Source organism: Pseudomonas sp. Irchel 3F3, assembly GCF_900187545.1.
Taxonomy (GTDB): Bacteria; Pseudomonadota; Gammaproteobacteria; order Pseudomonadales; family Pseudomonadaceae; genus Aquipseudomonas; species Aquipseudomonas fortuita.
In genome coordinates this window covers 61,576-86,195 of sequence record NZ_FYDS01000017.1, presented here as the reverse complement: position 1 = coordinate 86,195, position 24,620 = coordinate 61,576, and the positions used below count along the sequence as shown (strand labels likewise).

At 61.3% G+C, this 24,620-nt stretch carries 23 protein-coding genes; all 23 read left to right on the top strand.

What is annotated here, in order from left to right:
* Nucleotides 1-417 precede the first annotated feature (417 nt).
* The 23 genes from flgB to CKW35_RS26575 all read left to right on the top strand — a co-directional run bounded on the left by flgB (nucleotide 418) and on the right by CKW35_RS26575 (nucleotide 24,620).
* Nucleotides 418-828, top strand: coding sequence for a flagellar basal body rod protein FlgB (flgB, locus tag CKW35_RS26690; protein ID WP_016488466.1), 411 nt, complete (start codon nucleotides 418-420; stop codon nucleotides 826-828).
* A gap of 2 nt (nucleotides 829-830) precedes the next feature.
* Complete coding sequence (gene flgC / locus CKW35_RS26685) at nucleotides 831-1,274, top strand: flagellar basal body rod protein FlgC (protein ID WP_024087485.1); 444 nt, start codon at nucleotides 831-833, stop codon at nucleotides 1,272-1,274.
* Nucleotides 1,275-1,286: 12 nt separating this feature from the next.
* On the top strand, nucleotides 1,287-1,988 hold the full coding sequence (gene flgD / locus CKW35_RS26680) for a flagellar hook assembly protein FlgD (RefSeq protein ID WP_016488464.1): 702 nt from the start codon (nucleotides 1,287-1,289) through the stop codon (nucleotides 1,986-1,988).
* A 28-nt stretch (nucleotides 1,989-2,016) separates the two neighbouring features.
* Nucleotides 2,017-3,339, top strand: a complete 1,323-nt coding sequence (gene flgE / locus CKW35_RS26675; protein WP_095117252.1) for a flagellar hook protein FlgE — start codon at nucleotides 2,017-2,019, stop codon at nucleotides 3,337-3,339.
* A 74-nt stretch (nucleotides 3,340-3,413) separates the two neighbouring features.
* Nucleotides 3,414-3,596 (top strand): hypothetical protein, encoded by a 183-nt coding sequence (locus CKW35_RS26670; RefSeq protein ID WP_024717754.1) that lies wholly within the window; start codon nucleotides 3,414-3,416, stop codon nucleotides 3,594-3,596.
* 160 nt (nucleotides 3,597-3,756) lie between these two features.
* A complete protein-coding gene (locus tag CKW35_RS26665; RefSeq protein WP_016488461.1) occupies nucleotides 3,757-4,497 on the top strand; it encodes a flagellar basal body rod protein FlgF in 741 nt (246 codons plus the stop codon).
* A 47-nt stretch (nucleotides 4,498-4,544) separates the two neighbouring features.
* On the top strand, nucleotides 4,545-5,330 hold the full coding sequence (flgG, locus tag CKW35_RS26660; protein WP_012273525.1) for a flagellar basal-body rod protein FlgG: 786 nt from the start codon (nucleotides 4,545-4,547) through the stop codon (nucleotides 5,328-5,330).
* Nucleotides 5,331-5,366: 36 nt separating this feature from the next.
* Nucleotides 5,367-6,062 carry a flagellar basal body L-ring protein FlgH gene (gene flgH, locus CKW35_RS26655; protein ID WP_016488460.1) on the top strand — a complete coding sequence of 232 codons (696 nt, stop codon included), beginning with the start codon at nucleotides 5,367-5,369 and terminating at the stop codon, nucleotides 6,060-6,062.
* A gap of 12 nt (nucleotides 6,063-6,074) precedes the next feature.
* The gene (locus CKW35_RS26650) at nucleotides 6,075-7,184 is read left to right on the top strand and encodes a flagellar basal body P-ring protein FlgI (protein WP_024717755.1); all 1,110 of its coding nucleotides are present in this window, start codon (nucleotides 6,075-6,077) and stop codon (nucleotides 7,182-7,184) included.
* 11 nt (nucleotides 7,185-7,195) lie between these two features.
* A complete protein-coding gene (gene flgJ, locus CKW35_RS26645; RefSeq protein WP_060519386.1) occupies nucleotides 7,196-8,350 on the top strand; it encodes a flagellar assembly peptidoglycan hydrolase FlgJ in 1,155 nt (384 codons plus the stop codon).
* Nucleotides 8,351-8,362: 12 nt separating this feature from the next.
* On the top strand, nucleotides 8,363-10,405 hold the full coding sequence (flgK, locus tag CKW35_RS26640) for a flagellar hook-associated protein FlgK (protein ID WP_016488457.1): 2,043 nt from the start codon (nucleotides 8,363-8,365) through the stop codon (nucleotides 10,403-10,405).
* A 13-nt stretch (nucleotides 10,406-10,418) separates the two neighbouring features.
* A complete protein-coding gene (locus tag CKW35_RS26635; RefSeq protein ID WP_060519389.1) occupies nucleotides 10,419-11,981 on the top strand; it encodes a flagellar hook-associated protein 3 in 1,563 nt (520 codons plus the stop codon).
* Nucleotides 11,982-12,385: 404 nt separating this feature from the next.
* Nucleotides 12,386-13,315, top strand: coding sequence for a ketoacyl-ACP synthase III (locus tag CKW35_RS26630; RefSeq protein WP_016488455.1), 930 nt, complete (start codon nucleotides 12,386-12,388; stop codon nucleotides 13,313-13,315).
* A gap of 399 nt (nucleotides 13,316-13,714) precedes the next feature.
* Entirely contained in the window at nucleotides 13,715-15,157 is a 1,443-nt protein-coding gene (locus tag CKW35_RS26620; RefSeq protein WP_016488454.1) for a flagellin, read from the top strand.
* Nucleotides 15,158-15,233: 76 nt separating this feature from the next.
* Nucleotides 15,234-15,584, top strand: a complete 351-nt coding sequence (locus CKW35_RS26615; protein WP_016488453.1) for a flagellar protein FlaG — start codon at nucleotides 15,234-15,236, stop codon at nucleotides 15,582-15,584.
* 83 nt (nucleotides 15,585-15,667) lie between these two features.
* On the top strand, nucleotides 15,668-17,056 hold the full coding sequence (fliD, locus tag CKW35_RS26610) for a flagellar filament capping protein FliD (RefSeq protein ID WP_023047017.1): 1,389 nt from the start codon (nucleotides 15,668-15,670) through the stop codon (nucleotides 17,054-17,056).
* Nucleotides 17,057-17,183: 127 nt separating this feature from the next.
* Nucleotides 17,184-17,585: a flagellar export chaperone FliS gene (fliS, locus tag CKW35_RS26605; protein ID WP_016488451.1), complete on the top strand. Its 402-nt coding sequence runs from the start codon at nucleotides 17,184-17,186 to the stop codon at nucleotides 17,583-17,585.
* A gap of 16 nt (nucleotides 17,586-17,601) precedes the next feature.
* A complete protein-coding gene (locus tag CKW35_RS26600) occupies nucleotides 17,602-17,895 on the top strand; it encodes a hypothetical protein (protein WP_024717756.1) in 294 nt (97 codons plus the stop codon).
* 168 nt (nucleotides 17,896-18,063) lie between these two features.
* Entirely contained in the window at nucleotides 18,064-19,539 is a 1,476-nt protein-coding gene (fleQ, locus tag CKW35_RS26595; protein ID WP_016488449.1) for a transcriptional regulator FleQ, read from the top strand.
* Between the two features lie 405 nt (nucleotides 19,540-19,944).
* A complete protein-coding gene (gene rfbF / locus CKW35_RS26590) occupies nucleotides 19,945-20,715 on the top strand; it encodes a glucose-1-phosphate cytidylyltransferase (protein WP_016488448.1) in 771 nt (256 codons plus the stop codon).
* Entirely contained in the window at nucleotides 20,706-21,773 is a 1,068-nt protein-coding gene (rfbG, locus tag CKW35_RS26585; RefSeq protein WP_095117250.1) for a CDP-glucose 4,6-dehydratase, read from the top strand. Before rfbF ends, rfbG begins: the two co-directional genes overlap by 10 nt.
* Complete coding sequence (rfbH, locus tag CKW35_RS26580; RefSeq protein WP_016488446.1) at nucleotides 21,766-23,091, top strand: lipopolysaccharide biosynthesis protein RfbH; 1,326 nt, start codon at nucleotides 21,766-21,768, stop codon at nucleotides 23,089-23,091. Before rfbG ends, rfbH begins: the two co-directional genes overlap by 8 nt.
* Nucleotides 23,091-24,620, top strand: coding sequence for an N-acetylneuraminate synthase family protein (locus CKW35_RS26575; RefSeq protein WP_016488445.1), 1,530 nt, complete (start codon nucleotides 23,091-23,093; stop codon nucleotides 24,618-24,620). The genes rfbH and CKW35_RS26575 overlap by 1 nt, the downstream gene beginning before the upstream one ends.

The following is a 24,620-nucleotide window of genomic DNA, read 5'->3' as shown; positions in this document are numbered from 1 at the left end:
TGGAAGGAGCAAATAGCTCATTCGTAGGAGCGAGCCTTGCTGGCGATGCCCGGCAGAGCCGGGCTTGGGGCGCTACTCGCCCCATCGCCGGCAAGGCCAGCTTCCACAAGAAGACAGTTGCTCCCACAGGTTCGGTGCCGCCCTCAGGCCTTGCACGGGTCCTTGTGGGAGCGGGTTTACCCGCGAAGGGGCCGGCACAGGAAAATCCCTGACGTCAATTTTTTGATTTGCCGCATTTGCCGCCCGGCAATTGCCGCTTTCGCCGCCGTGGGCGGAAGGCCTTTGCCGCTTTTCTGGCATCACCCTGACAGCACTGCGCCTCGTAGCCCCGTATTTGCGGGCTTTGCATGGGTTGGCACAGCCCTTGCTATACCTTGCTCAACGATATTCCGGTCAACCTCCGAAGGTTTCCCCGACATGAGCATCAGCTTCGACAAGGCGCTTGGTATTCACGAAAAGGCTCTGGGCTTCCGCGCCCAGCGCGCCGAAGTGCTGGCCAACAACATCGCCAACGCCGACACGCCCAACTACAAGGCGCGTGACATGGACTTCGCCTCTGTGCTGGCCGCCGAAAGCGACAAGCAGCAAAGCGGCCGTTTCGCCATGGATCGCACCAATAGCCGCCACATCGAAGCCGAAGGCCTCGCCATCGCAGCCGACGATACCCTCAAGTACCGCACGCCGCTGCAGCCGTCGATCGACCAGAACACCGTGGACGCGCAGATCGAGCAATCGAACTACACCGAAAACGCCATTGGCTTCCAGGCCAGCTTCACCTTGCTCAACAGCAAATTCAAAGGGCTGGTATCGGCCCTGCGGGGAGAATGACCATGTCCCTTTCCAGTGTCTTCAATATTGCCGGTAGCGGCATGAGCGCGCAGAACACGCGCCTTAACACCGTCGCTTCCAACATTGCCAACGCCGAAACCGTTTCTTCGAGCATCGACCAGACGTACCGCGCCCGCCACCCCGTGTTCGCCACCACCTTCCAGGATGCGCAAGCCGGCAGCAGCCAGTCGCTGTTCGAAGACCAGGGCGAAGCAGGGCAGGGCGTGCAGGTAAAAGGCATCGTCGAGGATCAGAGCACCCTGGAAGCACGCTACGAGCCCAATCATCCGGCGGCGAACAAGGACGGCTACGTCTATTACCCGAACGTCAATGTGGTCGAGGAGATGGCAGACATGATCTCCGCCAGCCGTGCGTTTCAGACCAACGCCGAGCTGATGAACACGGCCAAGAGCATGATGCAGAAAGTCCTGACCCTGGGGCAGTGATAGGAAGCCGACATGACCACCACCAATTCCACCTCTGACGTCAGCAGCGCGTACCTGACCTCGCTGCAGAAGCAGACGTCGAAGACCGACAGCAGCACCGGCGCTGCCGGCAGCGCGCTGGGCAAAGATGCTTTTCTGCAGTTGCTGGTTACCCAGATGAAGAACCAGAACCCGCTCGATCCACAGGAAAACGGCGAGTTCGTGGCGCAGCTGGCGCAGTTCAGCAGCCTCGAGAGCATGCAGTCGCTGAACGATTCTGTGACCTATATCGCGGCAGGGTTGCAGTCTTCCCAGGCGTTGCAGGCCTCGTCACTGGTCGGGCGCAATGTAATTGTCCAGACCGACAAGGCTGTGGTCGACACCAGCAAGGATATGAAAGGCACGGTCAACCTGACGTCGTCCAGCACCGCCACCTCGGTGGGCATCTACGACAAGGATGACAAGCTGGTACGCACCCTCGACCTGGGTACCCAGAAAGCCGGCAAGGTCGACTTTACCTGGAATGGCCTGAACGACGACGGCGAAGCGGCGCCAGCCGGTACCTACACCTTCAAGGCCACCGCTTCGATCGACGGCAAGGCCACGGCCATGACCACCAACCTGCCGGCCTCCGTTACCAGTGTGACCATGGGCACCAACGGTTCTGAGATGACGCTCAACCTGGCTGGGCTGGGCAGTGTTGCGCTTTCCAAAATCCAAAGCATCGGCATCTAGGGCCTGAGCAAAACGACAGGAGTTACACATGTCTTTCAATACCGGCCTTAGCGGCCTCTATGCAGCGAACAAGGCCCTGAACGTTACCGGCAACAACATTGCCAACGTTGCCACTACTGGCTTCAAGTCCTCGCGCGCCGAGTTCGCCGACCAGTATTCCAACTCCATCCGCGGCACCAGTGCCGGCAAGAACGTGGTCGGCACGGGTGTGAAGACTGCCGCTGTGTCGCAATTGTTCACGCCGGGCAACATCAATGGCACCGGCCAGGCGCTGGACATGGCCATCGATGGCAACGGCTTCTTCGTGATGAACGACAACGGCTCGAAGATCTACACACGTGCCGGTGCTTTCTACAGCGACAAGGACGGCTACGTGGTCAACTCGTCGGGCGCCAACCTGCAAGGTTATGCAGTGGATGCCAACGGTAAGATCGTCCAGGGCGTGCTGACCAACCTGCAGATCGACACCTCGAACCTGACGCCCAACCCGACCGGGCGCATCTCCGAGAACGTCAACCTCAACTCCACTGCGACTGCGCCCAGCCAGACGCCGTTCGATCCGACCAATACCAGCACCTATAACTACACGTTCAATACCGACGTGTATGACAGCCAGGGTAACGCGCACCAGCTGAACCAGTACTTCGTCAAGGACGCCACCAGCAACTCCTGGACCATGTACACCACCATCGACGGGCGCAACCCTGCCAACCCGGCCTCGACCACGCCGCTGGCCAACAATCTGCCGTTCAAGTCTGACGGCACCCTGGATTCTGCCTCGATGACGGCAGGCCCGGTGGCCGGTGGCATGACCATCGCGGCCAACAAGACCTTCACCCTCGACAACTGGATCCCGGCACAGAAGAACGCCGCCGGTGTGTGGAGCGCCAACGGCGCTACCGCCAACGTCGCCGGGGTGAACCTGGACATGCTCGGTACCACCCAGTACAACGCAGCCTCCGCCACCACTGCCAAGAGCCAGGATGGCTTTGCCACGGGTGAGCTCTCGGGCCTGACCATCGACGAAAGCGGCAATATGTTCGCCAACTTCACCAATGGCCAGGACAAGGTGATCGGCCAGGTGGCGATCGCCAACTTTGCCAACCTGCAGGGCCTGACCCCGGTGGGTGGCACCAGCTGGAAAGAATCCTATGGCTCGGGTGTGCCGGTGATCGGCGCCCCGGATACTGGTACCTTGGGCCAGATTACTGGCGGTGCGCTGGAAGACTCCAACGTCGACCTTACCGGTGAGCTGGTCAACCTGATCAAGGCGCAGAGCAACTACCAGGCCAACGCCAAGACCATTTCCACCGAAAGCACCATCATGCAGACCATCATTCAGATGACCTGATGGCCGCCTGCTAGTGTGGTTTTGTCTGTAATTGGGGCCGCAAAGCGGCCCCAGGTTCTTCAAGGTTCACGCCCATGAAACGGCTAATGCTCACCGCCCTCCTGGCCATGGCCTTGCCGCTCTCGGCCGCTCCCGCCCCGTTCTACCAATGGCAAAGCCTGGCCACCGGCCGCTACCTGTGCTCTGCCAACAACCCGGGCGAGGGCTGGGTACGCCATTCCGGCCCCTACAACAACGCCGCTTGCCGCACCTTCTGAGCACGCCCTTGCCGCAGGCGGCAAACTTCCGCCGACAAACTGACGTTTGTTGCCCCTTGCTGCGCTGGAGCCCCTGTAAACAGGCGGTTTCAGACTTGGTTCGATTATTGCTTCGGACCTGGCCAGTGACAGCGCGGCAGCGACGCGCAGAGGAGATACTGTGGACAAGTTGCTTTATGTGGCCATGACCGGCGCCAGCCAGAACGCGCTGGCGCAAAAGGCCCACGCCAACAACCTGGCGAACATTTCCACCAACGGTTTTCAGCGTGACCTGGAGCAGGCCCGTTCGATGCCGGTGTTCGGCGACAGCTTTCCGGCGCGCGCCTTTGCCATGACCGAACGCCCGGCCACCGACTTCAGCGAGGGCCCGTTGGTCGAGACGGGGCGTGACCTGGATGTCGCCGTGACCGGCAAGGGCTTCATTGCCGTGCAGGCCCCGGACGGCAGCGAAGCCTACGTGCGTACCGGTAGCCTGAACATCGACGCCCTCGGTGTGCTGCGTGCCGGCAACGGCATGCCGGTGATCGGCAACGGTGGCCCGATTGCCATCCCGCCAGAGCAGAAGGTTGAGGTGGGTGCCGACGGCACCCTCAGCATTCGCTCCATGGGTGAAGACCCCCGCGTAATGGCCGAGGTCGACCGGATCAAGCTGGTCAACCCAGACACCAAAGGCCTGCAAAAAGGGCTGGATGGCTTGATCCATACCGCTTCTGGCCAACCGGCCGATGCCGACGTCAACGTTCGGGTGGTGTCGGGCTTCCTGGAAGGCAGCAACGTCAATGCTGTCGAGGAAATGACCTCGGTGCTGGCGCTGTCTCGCCAGTTCGAACTGCACGTCAAGATGATGAACACGGCCAAGGAAGGCGACGAAGCCATGGCTCGGGTTTTGCAAATCGGCTAATCACTTTTGAACGGGTGCCGTAAAACAGGCGCACGAGGAGAAACTACATGCTTCCGGCTCTTTGGGTCGCTAAAACCGGCCTGTCCGCCCAGGACACCAACCTGACGGTCATTTCCAACAACCTGGCCAACGTCTCCACCACCGGCTTCAAGCGTGATCGCGCCGAATTCGCAGACCTGCTCTACCAGATCAAGCGTCAGCCTGGCGCGCAGTCGACCCAGGACAGCGAGCTGCCTTCGGGCCTTCAGGTCGGTACCGGTGTGCGCATTGTCGGCACGCAAAAAAGCTTCGTCGCTGGCAGCCTGCAAACCACCGAGAACCCGCTGGACATGGCGGTCAACGGCCGTGGCTTCTTCCAGATTCTGCAGCCGGACGGCACCGTGTCGTACACCCGTGACGGCACCTTCCACCTGAACTCCGACGGCCAGATCGTCACCGCCAATGGCTACGCCCTCGAGCCTGCCGTTGTGGTGCCGAACGACGCGCAAACCTTCACCGTCGGCCAGGACGGCACCGTATCGATCACCACCGCCGGCAACCCGGCTGCGCAGGTGATCGGCAACATCCAGACCGCCGACTTCATCAACCCGGCTGGCCTGCAGGCCATCGGCGACAACCTGTTCCTGGAAACTGCCGCCAGTGGTGCGCCGCAAGTCGGCACACCGGGCTTGAACGGCTTCGGTACCACCCAGCAGCAGACCCTGGAAAACTCCAACGTCAGCACCGTGGAAGAGCTGGTGAACATGATCACCACCCAGCGCGCTTACGAGATGAACTCCAAGGTCATTTCCACCGCCGACCAGATGCTGTCGTTCGTGACTCAACAGCTCTAAGCCCTGTCGCTTCGTTACACCCGTGAGGTATGCACCATGAATCGTCTGTTGTCCGTGTTCGCCCTGGGGGGGGCGGTGTTGCTGGCAGGTTGCGTCGGCCCGACGCCCAAGCCCAACGACCCGTACTACGCGCCGGTACTGCCGCGCACCCCGTTACCGGCAGCGGCCAACAACGGTTCCATCTACCAGGCCGGTTTCGAGCAGAACCTGTACAGCGACCGCAAGGCGTTCCGGGTGGGTGACATCATCACCATCACCCTGAACGAGAAAACCTCGGCCAGCAAGAACGCAGGTTCGCAGATCCAGAAAAACAGCAAGGCCGATATCGGCCTGACCTCGCTGTTTGGCAGCACACCGAACACCAACAACCCGTTCGGCGGTGGTGATCTGTCGCTGGAGGCCGGGTACAACGGCGAGCGTGCCACCAAGGGCGACAGCAAGGCCACCCAGGGCAACACCCTGACCGGTTCGATTACCGTGACCGTGGCCGAAGTGCTGCCCAACGGCATTATCGCCGTGCGCGGCGAGAAGTGGCTGACCCTGAACACCGGCGAGGAGCTGGTGCGCATTGCCGGCATGATCCGCGCTGATGACATCGCCACCGACAACACCGTGCCGTCTACCCGGGTGGCCGACGCGCGCATCACTTATTCCGGTACCGGCTCGTTCGCCGATGCCAGCCAGCCCGGGTGGCTGGACCGCTTCTTCATCAGCCCGCTTTGGCCTTTCTGAGTACGGATGACCATGTTCAACGTGAGGCAGCTGATTGCCGCAACCCTGCTCCTGTCCTGTGCCTTCGGTGCCCAGGCAGAGCGCCTGAAGGACATCGCCAGCATTTCTGGCGTGCGTTCCAACCAGTTGATCGGTTACGGCCTGGTGGTGGGCCTGAACGGCACGGGTGACCAGACCACCCAGACGCCGTTCACCCTGCAAACCTTCAACAACATGCTGTCGCAGTTCGGCATCAAGGTGCCGGCCGGCTCCGGCAACGTGCAGTTGAAGAACGTCGCGGCGGTGTCGGTGCATGCCGACCTGCCGGCGTTCGCCAAGCCCGGCCAGGTGGTGGACATTACCGTGTCGTCGATCGGTAACTCCAAGAGCCTGCGTGGCGGCAGCCTGCTGATGACCCCGCTCAAGGGTATCGACGGCAACGTCTACGCCATCGCCCAGGGCAACCTGGTGGTGGGTGGCTTTGACGCCGAAGGCCGTGACGGCTCGAAGATCACCGTCAACGTTCCGTCGGCGGGTCGTATTCCGGGTGGTGCCAGCGTTGAACGGGCTGTGCCGAGCGGCTTCAATCAGGGCAACAGCCTGACCCTGAACCTGAATCGGCCGGACTTCACCACGGCCAAGCGTATCGTCGACAAGGTCAACGAGCTGCTTGGCCCGGGTGTGGCCCAGGCCGTGGACGGTGGTTCGGTGCGGGTCAGTGCGCCTATGGACCCCAGCCAGCGCGTGGATTACCTGTCGATCCTCGAGAACCTCGAAATCGACCCGGGCCAGGCGGTGGCCAAGGTCATCATCAACTCGCGTACCGGCACCATTGTCATCGGCCAGAACGTCAAGGTGTCGCCCGCGGCGGTGACCCACGGCAGCCTGACCGTGACCATTACCGAAGACCCGATCGTCAGCCAGCCGGGGGCCTTCTCCAATGGCCAGACGGCCGTGGTGCCCCGCTCGCGGGTCAACGCCGAGCAGGAAGCCAAGCCAATGTTCAAGTTCGGCCCAGGCACCACACTGGATGAGATCGTCCGGGCGGTGAACCAGGTGGGCGCGGCGCCCGGCGACCTGATGGCCATTCTCGAAGCCCTGAAACAGGCCGGCGCCTTGCAGGCCGACCTGATCGTGATCTGAGGACGGCGCGGATGAATATCAAAAGCCAGGTCTCCGGCAGTGCCGACAGCGGTGCCTATACCGACCTCAACCGCCTGAGTGCTCTGAAGCACGGTGATCGCGACAGCGAAGCCAACGTGCGCAAGGTGGCACAGGAGTTCGAGTCGCTGTTCATCAGCGAAATGCTCAAGGCCTCGCGCAAGGCTAGCGACGTGCTGGCCGATGACAACCCGATGAACACCGAAACGGTCAAGCAGTACCGCGACATGTACGACCAGCAGCTGGCCGTGAGCATGTCCCGCGAAGGTGGTGGTATCGGCCTGCAGGATGTGCTGGTGCGCCAGCTGACCAAGGGCCGCAGTGCGTCGATCAACACCAGCCCGTTCCCGCGTGCCGACGCCAGTGGCCCGGCGCTGTGGGGCAACAAGGTGGCGGAGCCGGTGCATGCCACGGACTCGGTCAGCACCCGCAACGACGTCGCTGCGCTCAACTCGCGGCGCCTGGCCTTGCCGAGCAAACTCACCGATCGCCTGCTGGCCGGTATCGTGCCATCGGCCGCCAGTGCCAATGCCGCCGCCGTGCCTGCCCGTGACGGCCAGCAGGTGGCCAAGGCTTTCGCTGTGCCGGACAACGGCCTGCGCATTGTCGGCCGCGCCGTGGCCCAGCCCCCGCTGGCGCCGAACAAGGCCTTTGCCGACAGTGACGAATTCGTTGCCACCATGCTGCCGATGGCCGAGCAGGCCGCCAAGCGCATTGGCATCGACCCGCGTTACCTGGTGGCCCAGGCCGCACTGGAAACCGGCTGGGGCAAATCGGTGATGCGCAATACCGATGGCAGCAGCAGCCACAACCTGTTCGGCATCAAGGCCACCGGCAACTGGCAGGGTGAGCAGGCACGGGCGATCACCAGCGAGTTCCGTGATGGCCAGTTCGTCAAGGAAACCGCAGCCTTCCGCAGCTATGACTCGTACCAGGACAGCTTCCACGACCTGGTAAACCTGCTGCAGGGCAATTCTCGCTATCAAGATGCGTTGGCCTCGGCCGATAACCCTGAGCAGTTTGCAAGAGAGCTGCAAAAGGCAGGTTATGCGACCGACCCGGGCTATGCGAAGAAGATCATCAGCATCGCCCAGCAAATGCAGACAACCCCGCAATACGCCATGGCTGGCAGAACCACGAATCTATAAAAGGACTAAATCATGTCGAGCCTGATTTCCATCGGCCTGAGTGGCCTGAGTGCCAGCCAGGCGGCCTTGTCGGTAACCAGTAACAACATCGCCAACGCCGCGACCAGTGGCTATTCGCGCCAGCAGACGATTCAGGCGGCGGGGCCTTCGCACAACATCGGCGCGGGGTTCCTGGGTACCGGTACCACGCTGTCGGACGTGCGTCGCATCTACAGCTCCTACCTGGACAACCAACTGCAGACCGCGACTTCGCTGCAGGCGGACTCGGTTGCCTTCCAGGACCAGATCACCAGCATCGACAAGCTGCTGGCCGATCGCGATACCGGCATCAGCTCGGTCCTCACGGCGTTCTTTTCGGCCCTGCAGACGGCAGCGGCCAAGCCCGGTGACGTTGCCTCCCGGCAGCTGTTGCTGACCCAGGCACAAACCCTGAGCAACCGTTTCAACGCGGTGAGTACCCAGCTGACCCAGCAAAACGAAACGATCAACTCCCAGCTCGACACCATGGCTGGGCAGGTCAACAAGCTCACGGCCAGCATTGCCGAGTACAACAAGCAGATCGCGGCGGCCTCGGGCACTGGCAACACGCCGAACAGCCTGCTGGATGCGCGCAGCGAAGCGGTACGCCAGCTCAACGAGCTGGTTGGCGTGACCGTGCAGGAGCGTGACGGCAACTACGACGTGTACCTGGGCAGCGGCCAGTCGTTGGTCACCGGCAACAAGGCCAACACCTTGTCGGTGCAACCGGGTACTGCCGACAAGAGCCAGGCCAGCCTGCGTATCAACTACGAGTCGTTCAGCTCCGACGTGACCTCGGTCGTGACCGGTGGCGCGATCGGCGGCCTGGTGCGCTACCGCCAGGACGTGCTGACACCGTCCATGAACGAATTGGGCCGTGTAGCCCTGGTGGTTTCGGACAGCATCAACAGCCAGCTGGGGCAGGGCCTGGATGCCAATGGCCAGTTCGGCAGCTCGCTGTTCTCCAGCATCAACAGCGCCACTGCCGTTGCCCAGCGCAGCCTGGCCTCGTCGAGCAACAGCACCGGCTCCGGCAACCTGGACGTGACCATTGCCAACAGCGGCGCGCTGACCACCTACGACTACGAGGTGAAGTTCACCAGCGCCAACCAGTACAGCGTACGCCGCTCCGACGGCACCGACATGGGTAGCTTTGACCTCAGCGCCGACCCGGCGCCGGTCATCGACGGCTTCAGCCTGTCGCTGAAAGGCGGTGGCCTGGCGGCAGGCGACAGCTTCAAGGTCATCCCCACTCGTGCCGCAGCAGGCAGCATCACCACAACCCTGACCGATGCCAACAAGCTGGCCTTTGCCGGGCCGATCAGCGCCGCCTCGGGTAGCGGCAACAGCGGCACCGGCACCATTACCCAGCCTACCTTGAGCCAGTCGCTGGATATCTATGGCGGTGCCGACACCGCACTGATCCAGCAGTCTATTCGCGACTCGATGCCGGTGCGCGTGGTGTTCGACGCTGCCAGTGGTGGCTCACAAGGCTACAAGCTGTTCGATGCCAAGGGCACCCAGATCGGCACCGGCAGCGTGGTGCCGGGAACGGACAACAAACTGTCGGTGGCCGTGCCAATGCTCGATGCGGCTGGGCAGCCGATTCTCGATGGCAGCGGCAACCCGCGCACGTTCAGTGTCGAGACCACCATCGGCGGCAGCCCGGCGGCCAACGACAGCTTTACCCTGTCGTTCAATGCCGACGGCAAGGCCGACAACCGCAACGCAACGGCGCTGCTGGGCCTGCAGACCAAGTCGACGGTGAACACCGGGTCCGGCGGTGGCACCAGCTTCACGTCGGCCTATGCCTCGCTGGTGGAGCGCGTGGGTGCCAAGGCCAACCAGGCGACCATCGATACCACGGCGACCGAGGCGGTGCTCAAGAGCGCCAGTGAAAGCCGCAGTGCGGTATCCGGGGTCAACCTGGATGACGAGGCGGCCAGCCTGGTCAAGTTCCAGCACTACTACACGGCGTCGTCGCAGATCATCAAGGCGGCGCAAGAAACCTTCAGCACCCTGATCAATGCCTTGTAAGGAGTAGACTCTCGTGCGTATTTCCACTGCTCAGTTCTATGAGGCCAGCGCCAGTAGCTACTCCAAGAACTTCTCCACCATGAACAAGACCAACGATCAGGTCACGTCGGGTATCCGTATCCAGACGGCCGCCGATGACCCGGTCGGCGCGGCGCGACTGCTGCTGCTGCAACAGCAGCAGTCGCTGCTGGACCAGTACAGCGGCAACATCAACACGGTGAGCAACGCCCTGCTGCAGGAGGAGAGCGTGCTCTCCACCATCAACGACACCATGCAGCGCGCCAGCGAGCTGGCGATCCGTGCTGGCGGCCCTGGGGTTACCGACTCTGACCGTGTGGCCATCAGTACCGAGCTGAAAGAGATCGAGGCCAACATCTTTGGCCTGCTCAACTCGCGCGATGCCAACGGCGACTACATGTTCGGCGGCTCCAAGAGCACCACGCCACCCTATGTGCGCAACTCCGATGGCACCTACAGCTATCACGGTGACCAGACCCAGCTGAGTCTGCAGGTCTCCGACACCCTGAATCTGGCCACCAACGACACCGGCTTCACCATCTTTGATTCCGCCAGCAACAAGAGCCGCACGCAGTCGACCCTGGTGGTACCGGCAACTGACGATGGCGTTGTCGGGGTATCGTCTGGCCTGATGACCTCAAGTACCACCTACAACAACAGCTTTACTGCCGGCCAGCCGTACAAGCTGACCTTCACCAGCGCGACCCAGTACACCATCACCGATGCAAGTGGCAGGGACATCACGTCTGAAACCGCCACCAACGGTACCTTCGACAGCAAGACCGAGGGCGCCAACAGCATTGCCCTGCGTGGCGTCGAGTTTGAAATCACCGTTACCGTGGAGGAGGGCGCCGACGCCGACGCCGCGGTGGCAGGGCGCGAGTTTTCCCTGGCGGCGCGCCCGGACTCGTTCAACGCTACCCGCAACGCCAGCAATACCTCCAGCGCCCAGATCACCAGCAGCACCGTGACCGACCAAGCGGCGTATCGCAGCACCTTCCCCAGTAACGGGGCTGTGATCAAGTTCACCGGGCCCGGCGCCTACGAGCTCTACGCCCAGCCGCTGACGGCTGACAGCAAGGCCGTGGCCACGGGTACCTACACCGCGCCAGCCTTGACGGTGGCAGGTGTGACCTACCAGGTGACCGGTTCGCCGGAGGCGGGTGACCAGTTTGCGGTCACCGCCAATACGCACCAGAACCAGAATGTTCTGGAAACCCTCAGCCAGCTGCGTGCTGCGCTGGATACGCCGGTAACGGGAGTAGGCCAGGCCAATGCGCTGAAGGATGCGGCGGCCTCGGCGATTGCCAACCTGGCCAGTGCCCGTGAGCAGGTCGATATCACCCGTGGTTCGATCGGCGCCCGTGGCAACTCGCTGGAGATCCAGCGCCAGGAGAACACCAGCCTGGGCCTGGCCAACAAGACCACCCAGAACGCCATCGGCAACACCGACATGTCGCAGGCGGCCATCACCCTGACCTTGCAGCAGGCCATGCTGGAGGCGTCACAACTGGCCTTCTCGCGCATTTCGCAACTGAGCCTGTTCAACAAGCTTTGATCTGTCTTGCTGCTCCATCAGGCTGGGAATGCCCTGTGGGAGCGGCCTTGTGCCGCGAAAGGGCTGCGAAAGCAGCCTTGGCATTCTGCATTAACGCTGAGATCGCCGGGGCCGCTTTGCGGCCCTTTCGCGGCACAAGGCCGCTCCTGCAGGGATTTGTGTCCGCCTGGTCATTCCCCGAATTCCCCAGTCTCCACGCCCTCGCCACGGCTTTCGTAGCATTTCAATGTGACCAATGAGTCAAAACGATCATCTTCCCTGTATTCTATGCAGCAGCTGTTGCAGCATTTTGTTACCGGTGCGCAGGTGAGCTCTGCCTTCAACCCCTGGCGGTGACGCCCCGGTATTTGGCGCCCTCAATTCATCGAGTGGTGGTCTTTGGCTGTTTTCATTGGGAAGCCAGAATGATTGGCATCAAAAGCATCGCGAGTTACGTGCCTACCGCTGGCCTGGACAACTACGTCCAGGGTGCGAAGTTTGGCAAGGACGAAGAGTTCATGTTCGGCAAGATCGGCGCGTCGTTCCTGCCGCGCAAGGCCGAAGAGCAAGAAACCTCCGATCTGTGCGTAGAAGCCGCCCGGGCCCTGTTCGCCAGCAACCCTGACCTGGATCCGCAGTCGATCGATGCGCTGATCGTGGTCACCCAGAACGGTGACGAAGAAGGCCTGCCGCACACCGCAGCCATCGTCCAGAGCAAGCTCGGTCTCTCTACCCGCGTGGCGGCGTTCGACGTGTCGCTGGGCTGTTCCGGCTATGTGTATGGCCTGTATGCGATCAAAGGCTTCATGGAAGCTGCAGGGCTGAAAAACGGCCTGCTGATCACCGCCGACCCGTATTCGAAGATCGTCGACCCGGAAGACCGCAACACCACCATGTTGTTCGGCGATGCCGCCACAGCCACCTGGATGGGTGAAGGCGCCGTATGGAACCTGGGTCAGGCGCGCTTCGGCACTGACGGCTCCGGTGCCGAGCACCTGAAAGTGACCGACGGCAAATTCTTCATGAACGGCCGCCAGGTGTTCAACTTCGCGCTGGTCAAGGTGCCGGCGCACCTGCACGAGCTGCTGGATGCCAGCGGCCTGAAGTCGTCGGATATCGATGCGTTCTGCATCCACCAGGGCAGTGCGGCGATTGTCGACGCCGTGGCGCGGCGCTTCGAAGAGCAACACCCGGAGAAGTTCGTCAAGGACATGCTGGAAACCGGCAATACCGTGTCCTCCAGCGTGCCGCTGCTGTTGCAGAAGCACATGCTCGACGGCAGCTGGAAGCGTGTGGCGATCAGCGGCTTTGGCGTGGGCCTGTCGTGGGGCTCGGCCATCCTGTACCGCGACTGATCCCTCAGCAGTCCCCCGAAGCGCCCGGCGGCCAACGCCTGGCGCTTTTTTTTGCCTGCAAAATGCTGTGGCATGGCGCAGCTTCTGTGGGAGCGGGCATGCCCGCGAAGCAGGCGACTCGGTGTATGGCACCGGCTTTGCCGGTGTTCGCGGGCGCGCCCGCTCCCACAGGTGGAGGCTGGTAGGTGATGCTCAGTGTGCTTGGGAGTGGAATTTGACGCCAATAAAATGCCCTTAACCCCTTGATTTCTCGGGGCTGGCCCCATGCCAGCATTTTTTTTTCGAAAAACCCCTCAAGCATCCCGCGCACCCGACGATAACTATTACGAAGGTTCTCTAGGCCAGTCCGGCGGTTGCCAAGGCCGGAAGCCGCAGTACCCATCCAACGAGGATTTCGTCATGGCTTTAACTGTAAACACCAACATTGCGTCGATCACCACTCAGGGCAACCTGACCAAGGCTAGCAACGCTCAGACTACTTCGATGCAGCGTCTGTCCTCGGGTCTGCGTATCAACAGCGCTAAAGACGACGCTGCAGGCCTGCAGATCGCCAACCGTCTGACCAGCCAGATCAATGGCCTGGGCCAGGCTGTCAAGAACGCCAACGACGGTATCTCGATCGCCCAGACCGCTGAAGGTGCAATGCAGGCTTCGACCGACATCCTGCAGAAAATGCGTACCCTGGCCCTGTCCTCGGCTACTGGCTCCCTGAGCGCCGACGACCGTAAGTCGAACAACGACGAATACCAGGCTCTGACCGCTGAGCTGAACCGTATCTCGGAAACCACCACCTTCGGTGGCCAGAAGCTGCTGGACGGCTCCTACGGCACCAAGGCCATCCAGGTCGGCGCCAACGCCAACGAAACCATCAACCTGGCGCTGGACAACGTTTCGGCCAAGAGCATCGGCTCGCAGCAGATCAAGTCGGGCACTATCGCGCCGAGCGCTAGCGGCGTGGCAGCAGCAGATCTGGTTGTAACCGGCAACGGCCAATCCAAGACTGTCAGCTATGATGAAGGCGCTTCGGCCAAAGATATTGCTGCCAAACTCAATGGCGCAATCGGTGGCCTGACAGCCTCTGCCAGCACCGAAGTGAAAATGACCGTTGCAAGTGGTGCCGCAGCCACCCCTGCCAACTTCGAGCTGACCGTTGGTGGCAGCACCGTAAGCTTCATTGGTGTTACTGACACTGCGAGCCTGGCTGATCAATTGAAGTCCAACGCCGCCAAGCTGGGTATCAGCGTCAACTACGATGAATCGACCAAGAGCTTGTCGGTGAAGTCGGACACTGGTGAGAACCTGAAATTCACCTCCAAGGCTGGCGCTGATGCCATTTCTGTCGGTGCGCGGGATGGTAATGGTGATTTCCCGAACTCTCTGACCACGCTTTCCGCTACTGCTGATGACACATCGGTTGTAACTGGCCAGATTTCCCTGGACTCTGCCAAAGGTTACTCGGTAGCCGATGGTACAGTCGGTACTGGTGCTACCGACCTGTTCGGTTCAGCTTCCAAGTCTTCGGCCAAGACCACCATCGCCGACACCGATGTGACCGACGCCGTCAACGCCCAGAACGCCCTGGCCGTTATCGACAAGGCCATCGGTTCGATCGACAGCGTCCGTTCGGGCCTGGGTGCTACCCAGAACCGTCTGCAAACCACCGTCGACAACCTGCAGAACATCCAGAAGAACTCCACCGCTGCCCGCTCCACCGTGCAGGACGTGGACTTCGCTTCGGAAACTGCCGAGCTGACCAAGCAGCAGACTCTGCAGCAGGCTTCGACTGCGATCCTGTCGCAGGCTAACCAGCTGCCATCTTCGGTCCTGAAACTGCTCCAGTAATTCAGGCGCCTGAGTAAAGGGTGAAAGGGCGCGTTTACGTGCCCTTTCACCCTTTTTGACATGAGGAGTTCGAAACATGGACATGAGTGTCAAGCTGAGCCAGGTGTATCCGTCTGTGTTACCCCAGGCGCCAGTCGCTGACCGGGACCCGGTAGTGCCTGCCAAGGTGCAGGAGGCTGCTGCCCCCGATAGCCAGCCGCACTCGCGCGAAGACCTGGAGAAGGCGGTTGGCGAGATTCGTGATTTCGTCCAGTCGAGCCAGCGTCAGCTGGACTTTTCCATTGATGATTCCACGGGGCAGGTTGTGGTCAAGGTGATCGCCACCCAATCAGGTGAAGTGATTCGCCAGCTCCCGTCGGAAACGGCGCTGAAGCTTGCACAAAGCCTCAGTGAGGCCAGTAGCCTGCTGTTCGATGATCAGGCATAGGCTGGCATGATTTTTGTTGCTGCTGGCCCATTGATGGATTTATCCGCCAAGGATCCGGCAGCTACTGAACAAGGAGAGCAATGATGGCAGGTACAACAGTCAGCGGTATTGGCTCGGGCATTGATACCCAGGCGATCGTCGATTCCCTGGTGGCCGCGCAGAAGGCGCCCAAACAGGCGCAGATCAATACCCAAACGCTGAAGGCAACCACCACGTTGTCCTCTATCGGCAAGATTCAGTCGGCGCTGGATGCCTTCCGTGGCGCCTTGACCAACATGACCGACACCAACAGTTTCGGTGGCCTTAGCCTGAAGTCTTCGGATGAGAAGGTGGCGACCGTCACCATGGGTACCGGGGCTGCCAACGGTTCGTTCAAGTTGATTGTCGACAAGCTGGCGACTGCGTCGAAGGTGTCAACGAAGGTCTACGCAAATGGCGCGGGCTCTGTAGTCAACGCCACTGGCAGTCCGACCACGTTGACCATGACCCAGAATGGCAAGGCCTACGATCTGAGTGTTCCTGCTGGCGCAACGCTGCAGCAGGTGCGCGATAGCATCAACAGTCAGTTCAGTACGGCAGGCCTGAGCGCCAACGTACTGACCGACGCCACGGGTTCGCGTCTGATCATCACCTCGACCAAGATGGGTGACGGCTCCGACATCACCCTTTCGGGCAATTCGGGCATTGATACTGGCTATACCGTGGTCGACGAGCCGGCGGACGCCGAGTACACGCTTGACGGTATTGCCATGAAGTCCAAGACCAACGACATCACCGATGCCGTGAGTGGTCTGAACATCAAGTTGCTGGGTACTTCACCGAAAAACGCTACCAGTGGCGAGGTTACAGCCACTGTTCTCTCGCTGACTACCAGCTCCACTACTTTGAAGTCGGGCCTCAAGGGTTTCATCGATACCTACAACGCCCTGCTCAAAGTCATGAATGCCGAAACCAAGGTCACCAAAAACGCTGATGGCACAATGACGTCGGCGGCGCTGACCGGTGATGCCACGATGCGCACGTTGATGTCCTCCATTCGTGAAGAGCTCAATGCGGTGTCGGGCAACGGTACCTTGAAATCGCTCGCTGCCTTTGGCGTCACTTCTGCCCAGGATGGCGGTACGCTGAGCCTGGATGACAAGAAATGGGACAAGGTCGCCTCCACCAATGCGGCGGACCTGACCAGTATCTTCAATGGCAAGGATGGACTGTTGGCACGCCTGCAAAAGGTGACCGAACCGTTTGCCAAGGCCAGTACCGGTACTTTGGCCGAGCGCTCCAAGGTGCTGAGCGAAAGCCTGACCAAGCTCAAGAGCGAGCAAGATACCCTGGACACCCGCATGGAAGCCCTGCAGAAGAGCCTGCAGGACAAGTACAACAACATGGATACCCTGGTCACCCAGCTGCGCCAGCAGCAGAGTTCCGTGCTGAGTACGCTCAACGCGCTGAACAAGTCGAGCAGTGACGATTAAACCGTGAACATTGCATGAAGTGCGGGCATGATGCCCGGCTTCATGTCATCGGCCGGTAAAGTTTTTCACCGTCTGCCCGATACAAGGAATATCTCTCCCTTAAGCCTGCCCGTCACGAGGTCGCAAGATGAATCCCATGAGAGCCCTTCGTCAGTACCAGAAGGTCAATTCCCATGCCCAGATTTCCGAAGCCACGCCGCACCGCCTGGTGCAGATGCTGATGGAAGGCGGCCTTGATCGCATGGCCCAGGCCAAGGGTGCCTTGGCGCGTGGCGACATCGCGGAAAAGGGCCTGATGCTCGGCAAGGCGATCGACATCATCATCGGCCTGCGCGATGGCTTGCAGCCTGAAAAGAGCGAAAACCCGGAATACGTCGAAAAACTAGACGCCCTTTATGTCTACATGACCAACCGCCTGATGCAGGCCAATGTCGATAACGATGCCGGCATTATCGACGAAGTTGCCCAGTTGCTGATCACCGTTAAAAGCGGTTGGGACGGCATTGCCGACGCCCAGCCTGCCAGCTGACGGCAAGGAGATTACCGTGACCGCACTGCAACGCCTCGATGACACCTGCGATGCCTTGGTTGGTGCCTTGGGTGAGCGTGACTGGGATGCCATTGCCAAGCTGGATGTGGCCTGCCGCGCGTGCATCGACGAGGTGCTGGAAACCCATGCGATGGACCAGGCGTTGCTGCGCGAGAAGCTGGAAGGGGTGCTGCTGGTCTACCGCAACCTGATCGAAGTGACAACCGGTGAGCGCCAGGCAATTGCCGAAGAGATGATGCAGATCAACCAAGCGAAAAATGCTTCGAAGGTTTACCATCTGTTCAGTTAAGATGCACACAACTTGACAAAAGGCGCCATAAATTTGACTGTGCGGGCCTTTTTGACTTTACTAGTGGCTGTTCTCGAATTTCAGACGTCCGAACACTGACCATTCAGTCGGAATGATGTCGAGCATGCCCCTGCAGGGCGCCGATATGACTAGGGAAGTTGCTATTGCATGTGGCGTGAAACCAAGATTCTGCTGATCGATGACGACAGCGCGCGCCGCCGCGACCTTGCGGTGGTGCTGAATTTTCTCGGCGAAGAGAACCTCGCTTGCTCGAGCCAGGATTGGCAGCAAGTGGTCGAGCCGTTGTCCTCGAGTCGTGAAGTGCTGTGCGTACTTGTCGGCGCTGTAGACGCTCCGGGTAATCTCCTGGGGCTCATTAAGACACTGGCTGGGTGGGATGAGTTCCTTCCAGTGATGCTTTTAGGTGAAATTTCTTCTGCGGAGTTCCCGGAAGACCTTCGCCGTCGTGTGCTGTCCAACCTGGAAATGCCGGCAAGCTACAGCCAGTTGCTGGACTCGCTGCACCGTGCCCAGGTCTATCGCGAGATGTACGACCAGGCGCGCGAGCGCGGCCGCCAGCGTGAGCCCAACCTGTTCCGCAGCCTGGTCGGCACCAGCCGTGCCATCCAGCACGTGCGGCAGATGATGCAGCAAGTGGCCGATACCGACGCCAGCGTGCTGATCCTGGGTGAGTCGGGCACCGGCAAGGAAGTGGTGGCGCGCAACCTGCATTACCACTCCAAGCGCCGTGAAGCGCCGTTCGTGCCGGTCAACTGTGGCGCGATCCCGGCCGAGCTGCTGGAAAGCGAACTGTTCGGGCACGAGAAGGGCGCCTTTACCGGGGCGATCACCAGCCGTGCCGGGCGTTTCGAGCTGGCCAATGGCGGTACCCTGTTCCTCGACGAAATCGGCGACATGCCATTGCCGATGCAGGTCAAGCTGCTGCGCGTGCTGCAGGAGCGTACCTTCGAGCGTGTGGGTAGCAATAAAACCCAGAGCATTGACGTGCGCATCATTGCTGCAACGCACAAAAACCTCGAGACCATGATCGAGGACGGCACCTTCCGTGAAGACCTGTACTACCGCCTGAACGTGTTTCCCATCGAGATGGCGCCGCTGCGTGAGCGGGTGGAAGACATCCCGTTGCTGATGAATGAACTGATTTCACGCATGGAGCACGAGAAGCGCGGTTCCATCCGCTTCAACTCCGCCTCGATCATGTCGCTGTGCCGCCACGGCTGGCCGGGGAACGTGCGCGAGCTGGCCAACCTGGTAGAGCGCATGGCGATCATGCACCCGTACGGGGTGATTGGCGTGTCCGAGCTGCCGAAAAAATTCCGCTACGTCGATGACGAAGACGAGCAGATGGTCGACAGCCTGCGCAGCGATCTGGAAGAGCGCGTGGCCATCAACGGTCACACGCCAAACTTCAGCAACCCTGCGATGCTGCCACCTGAAGGCCTGGACTTGAAGGACTACCTCGGTAGCCTGGAACAAGGCCTGATCCAGCAGGCGCTGGACGATGCCAGCGGTGTCGTTGCACGCGCGGCTGAACGTTTGCGTATTCGCCGGACCACCCTGGTCGAGAAGATGCGCAAGTACGGCATGAGCCGACAGGGCGGCGAGGACCAGGCGGAGGATTGACGCCGAGGTCTGGGTGTTCGCCTCGGCCTTTCTGGTGTCTGTGAGATCGAGCGCCGCCCGCGCGGCGCATCGCGAGCCGCGCTCGCTCCTACGTTTGTTTCGGGCCAGTAACGCCTGTGACAGGCGTGCGCGACCGCCGGGTTCATACGACGCGATATCGTGCCGTACACCAAAACCTACGCGCGCAAATCCCCCAGGAATAATTGGCCCAAAACAAACGTAGGAGCGAGCGCAGCTCGCGATGCGCCGCGCGGGCGGCGCTCGATTTGCGCCCCCTATAAATCTCCAGTCATGCATTGCGATTGCCACCCTAAAGCAGGCATGCGTTTTGCTTTGCCTAGCATAAAGGGCCCGGGGCCAGTTTTTTGTCGCCGCCCCCTCCGACCAATGCGGACCAACAGTACAATGAAAGCAGTCATTCTGGCCGGTGGGCTGGGCACACGCATCAGCGAAGAATCTCACCTGCGCCCCAAGCCGATGATCGAGATAGGCGGCAAGCCGATCATCTGGCACATCATGAAGATCTACTCGCACTACGGCATCAACGACTTCGTCATTTGCCTTGGCTACAAGGGCTACGTGATCAAGGAGTACTTCGCCAACTATTTCCTGCACATGTCGGACGTGACCTTCGATATGGCGGAAAACCGTATGGATATCCACAATCGCCACGCGGAGCCGTGGCGGGTGACGTTGGTGGACACCGGGGAAAACACCGCCACAGGTGGTCGTCTAAAGCGTGTTCGCGATTATGTCGGCAATGAAACCTTCTGCCTGACTTACGGCGATGGTGTGTCCGACGTCGATATCCCGCGCCTGGTCGAATTCCACCGCCAGCACGGCAAGATGGCCACGGTTACCGCCGTACAACCGCCGGGCCGTTATGGCGCCCTGGATGTGCAGGGCGAGCAGGTGCGCGGCTTTCAGGAAAAGCCGGCGGGCGACGGTGGCTGGATCAACGGTGGCTTCTTCGTGCTTGAACCGGCTGCGCTCGAGTACATCGAAGGCGATGCCACCACCTGGGAAGACGAGCCCATGCGTCGCCTGGCCGAAGACGGCCAGCTCATGAGCCACCTGCACCGTGGCTTCTGGCAGCCGATGGATACCCTGCGTGATCGCACGTTGCTCGAAACACACTGGAAGAACGGCGAAGCAGCATGGCAGCTATGGCGTTGAGCCCGGCATTCTGGGCGGGCCGCCGAGTCCTGCTGACCGGGCACACTGGCTTCAAGGGTGGCTGGCTGGCTGTATGGTTGCGCCAGCTTGGCGCTGAGCTGCGTGGCTTGGCCTTGCCTGCCGCGACCACGCCATCGCTGTGGCAGGTTGCGCACTTGCAACAGCAGGTGCCCGGCGAGTTTGCCGATATTCGTGACGCCTCGGCCGTGGCCCGTGCCGTGCAGGCGTTCCAGCCCGAACTGGTGCTGCACCTGGCGGCTCAGCCACTGGTGCGCGAATCCTACCGGGCGCCGGCCGACACCTACGCCACCAACGTCATGGGTACGCTGAACCTGCTGGAGGCCGTGCGTGCCACGCCTTCGGTACGTGCGGTGCTGGTGGTGACCACTGACAAGTGCTACGACAACCGCGAGTGGCCCTGGCCCTACCGCGAGCAGGATGCCCTGGGCGGCTTCGACCCCTATAGCAGTAGCAAGGCCTGTGTCGAACTGCTGTGCGCAAGCTACCGCGACGCTTTCCTGCGTTCCGCCGGCGTGGCCCTGGCCACGGCGCGCGCAGGCAACGTATTGGGTGGCGGGGACTGGTCTGCCGAGCGCCTGCTGCCGGATATCTTGCGCGCCTGGCAGGACGGTGAAGAAGTGGTCTTGCGCTATCCCCATGCGACGCGCCCCTGGCAGCACGTCCTCGACCCGCTGATGGGCTACCTGCAGCTGGCGCAGGGCTTGCTCACAGACGCCGAGCGATACGCAACTGCCTGGAACTTCGGCCCGGACAATGCAGGCCTGGCTACCGTCGGCGAAATCGTCCGGCGTCTTGCCCTGCGCTGGCCAGGCGAGGCGCGCTGGTCGGTTGCCGGCGATGCCCAGCCGCACGAAGCCGGTTTGCTGGCACTGGATTCCAGCAAGGCGCGGCAAGTGCTTGGCTGGTCACCGCGCTGGTCGCTGGATGACACCCTGAACCACACCCTGGACTGGCACCTGGCCTGGCGCGCAGGGCGTGACATGAACATCGTTACCCGCGAGCAGATCGCGGCTCACCAAGGCGGAACCCATGAGTGACAGTACGGCGCAGCAGTTGCGCCAACAGATTGCCGAACTGGTCGGGCGCTATGCCGAGCTGCAGATGGCACCCAAACCTTTCGTGGCGGGGCAGAGCAACGTGCCGCCTTCCGGCAAGGTGATTGGCGCCGGCGAGCTGCAGTCCATGACCGAAGCCGTGCTGGATGGCTGGTTGACCACCGGCCGCTTCAACGAGGCGTTCGAGAAGCGCCTGGCCAAGTACCTGGGGCGTCGCTGCGTACTCACCACCAACTCCGGCTCGTCGGCCAACCTGCTGGCGTTTTCCGCGCTGACCTCGCCGCGTCTCGGCGACCGTGCGATCAAGCCAGGTGACGAGGTGATCGGGGTTGCCGCCGGTTTCCCCACCACCGTCAACCCGATCCTGCAGTTTGGTGCGGTACCGGTGTTCGTCGATGTCGAGATGGGCACCTACAATATCGACCCCGCGCTGATCGAAGCGGCCATCGGCCCGAAGACCAAGGCCATCATGCTGGCCCATACGCTGGGCAACCCCTTCGACCTCAGCGTTGTGCGCGCCCTGTGCGACAAGTACGGCCTGTGGCTGATCGAAGACTGCTGCGATGCGCTGGGTTCCACCTACCAGGGCCGCATGGTTGGCGGCTTCGGCGATATCGGCACCCTCAGCTTCTACCCGGCGCACCACATCACCATGGGCGAGGGCGGTGCGGTGTTCACCGACTCGCCGTTGCTCAAGCGCATCATCGAGTCGTACCGCGACTGGGGCCGCGATTGCTACTGCGCACCGGGCGAGGACAACACTTGCAGCAAGCGCTTCTGCTGGCAAATGGGTGACCTGCCGCAAGGCTACGACCACAAGTACACCTACTCGCACCTGGGCTACAACCTGAAGATCACCGACATGCAGGCCGCCTGCGCGCTGGCGCAGATGGACCGGGTTGATGATTTCGTTGCCGCGCGCAAGCGCAACTTCGCCTGGCTCAGCGACCGGCTGGCCGGTTGTGCGGACAAACTGATCCTGCCGCAGGCCACCCGCGAAAGCGACCCTTCCTGGTTCGGCTATCCGATCACCCTGCGCGATGGCTGCGGCATCAATCGCGTCGAGCTGGTGCGCTACCTGGATGAACAGGGCGTGGGCACGCGCTTGCTGTTTGCCGGCAACCTGACGCGCCAGCCCTACATGCAAGGGCTGAATTACCGTGTTTCCGGCGAGCTGTCGGTGACTGACAAGATCATGAACGACACGTTCTGGATCGGCCTCTGGCCGGGCTTGAGCGACGACCATCTGGAACATGCGGCCAGTCACATCGAAGCCTGGCTCAACCGAGGATCCCACTGATGAGCACAGCCCCTACCGCCAACGCGGGAACGTTGTTCGACAAACCGCTGTTCATTCTGGAAATGGCGAACAACCACATGGGCGATGTGGCGCATGGCGTGGCGCTGATTCGCGCCTTTGCCGAGGTGTGCAAGGCATTCCCGTTCCGCTTCGCTTTCAAGCTGCAATACCGTGATCTGGATACCTTCATTCATCCGGCCATGCGCGGCCGTGACGATGTCAAGTACATCAAGCGCTTCAGCGAGACGCGCCTGTCCCGTGAGCAGTTCGATAGCCTGGTGGCGGAAATCCGTGCCAACGGTTTCCTCTGCCTGTCCACGCCGTTCGATGAGGCATCGGTGGAGGTGATCGAGCAGCAGCAGCTGGATGCGATCAAGATCGCCAGTTGCTCGATGAGCGACTGGCCATTGCTGGAGCGTGTGGTGCAGACTCAGCATCCGCTGATCGTTTCCACTGCCGGTTCGACCCTGGAAGAGCTCGATCGCCTGGTCAGCTTCCTTGCCCACCGGGAAAAGAATTTCGCCATTCTGCATTGTGTAGGCGAGTACCCGACCGCCGATGCCAACATGCATCTGTCGCAGGTGGATTTTCTGCGTCGGCGTTATCCGGGCGTGCGCGTGGGCTTTTCAACGCATGAGAACCCGGACAATACCGATATCGTCAAGATTGCACTGGCCAAGGGCGCGCGCATCTTCGAAAAGCACGTTGGTTTGCCCACCGAGCAGTTCCCTCTCAACGCCTATTCGGCAAGCCCTGAGCAGGTTCGACGCTGGCTGGAAGCCGCGCAGTATGCCTTGCTGCTCTGCGGTGAAGGCGAGCAGCGCTTGCCGGTAAACGAGAGTGAAGTCGCCAGCCTGCGCTCCCTGCGTCGTGGTGTATTTGCGCGCAGGGCCATTGCCGCAGGCGAGGTAGTACAGGCTGACGATGTGTATTTCGCTTTCCCGCCGCAGGACGGGCAGATCACTGCCAACGACTGGTCGAAATACGCCACCTTTACTGCCCAGGCGGACATTCCCGAGCATGCAGCGCTGAGCACACAGAACAGCACGCGGCGCGATGTGCGTGACAAGGTCTGGGAGATCGTCCAGCGCGTTCGCGCCCAGCTGAGCAGCAGCCACGTGGTGGTGCCGGGCCGGGTCGATCTGGAAATATCCCACCACTATGGTCTGGACCATTTCGACGAGATCGGTTTGACCATGCTCACCGTGGTCAACCGGGGTTACTGCAAGAAACTGCTGATGCTCCTGCCGGGTCAGCAGCACCCGGAGCAATATCACCAGCGCAAGGAAGAAACCTTCCACGTCCTGCATGGCGAGCTGACGCTGCAGCTGGACGGTGTGAATCGTGCCTGCCGTCCGGGGGATGTGGTCACCGTCGAGCCGGGTGTTCGCCATGCCTTCCACAGTCAGGAAGGGGCAATCATCGAAGAGCTGTCTTCCACGCATTTCAGCAATGATTCGTTCTATACCGACGAAGCGATCAATGCCAATCGCGACCGTAAAACCCTCTTGAGCTATTGGATGGACTGA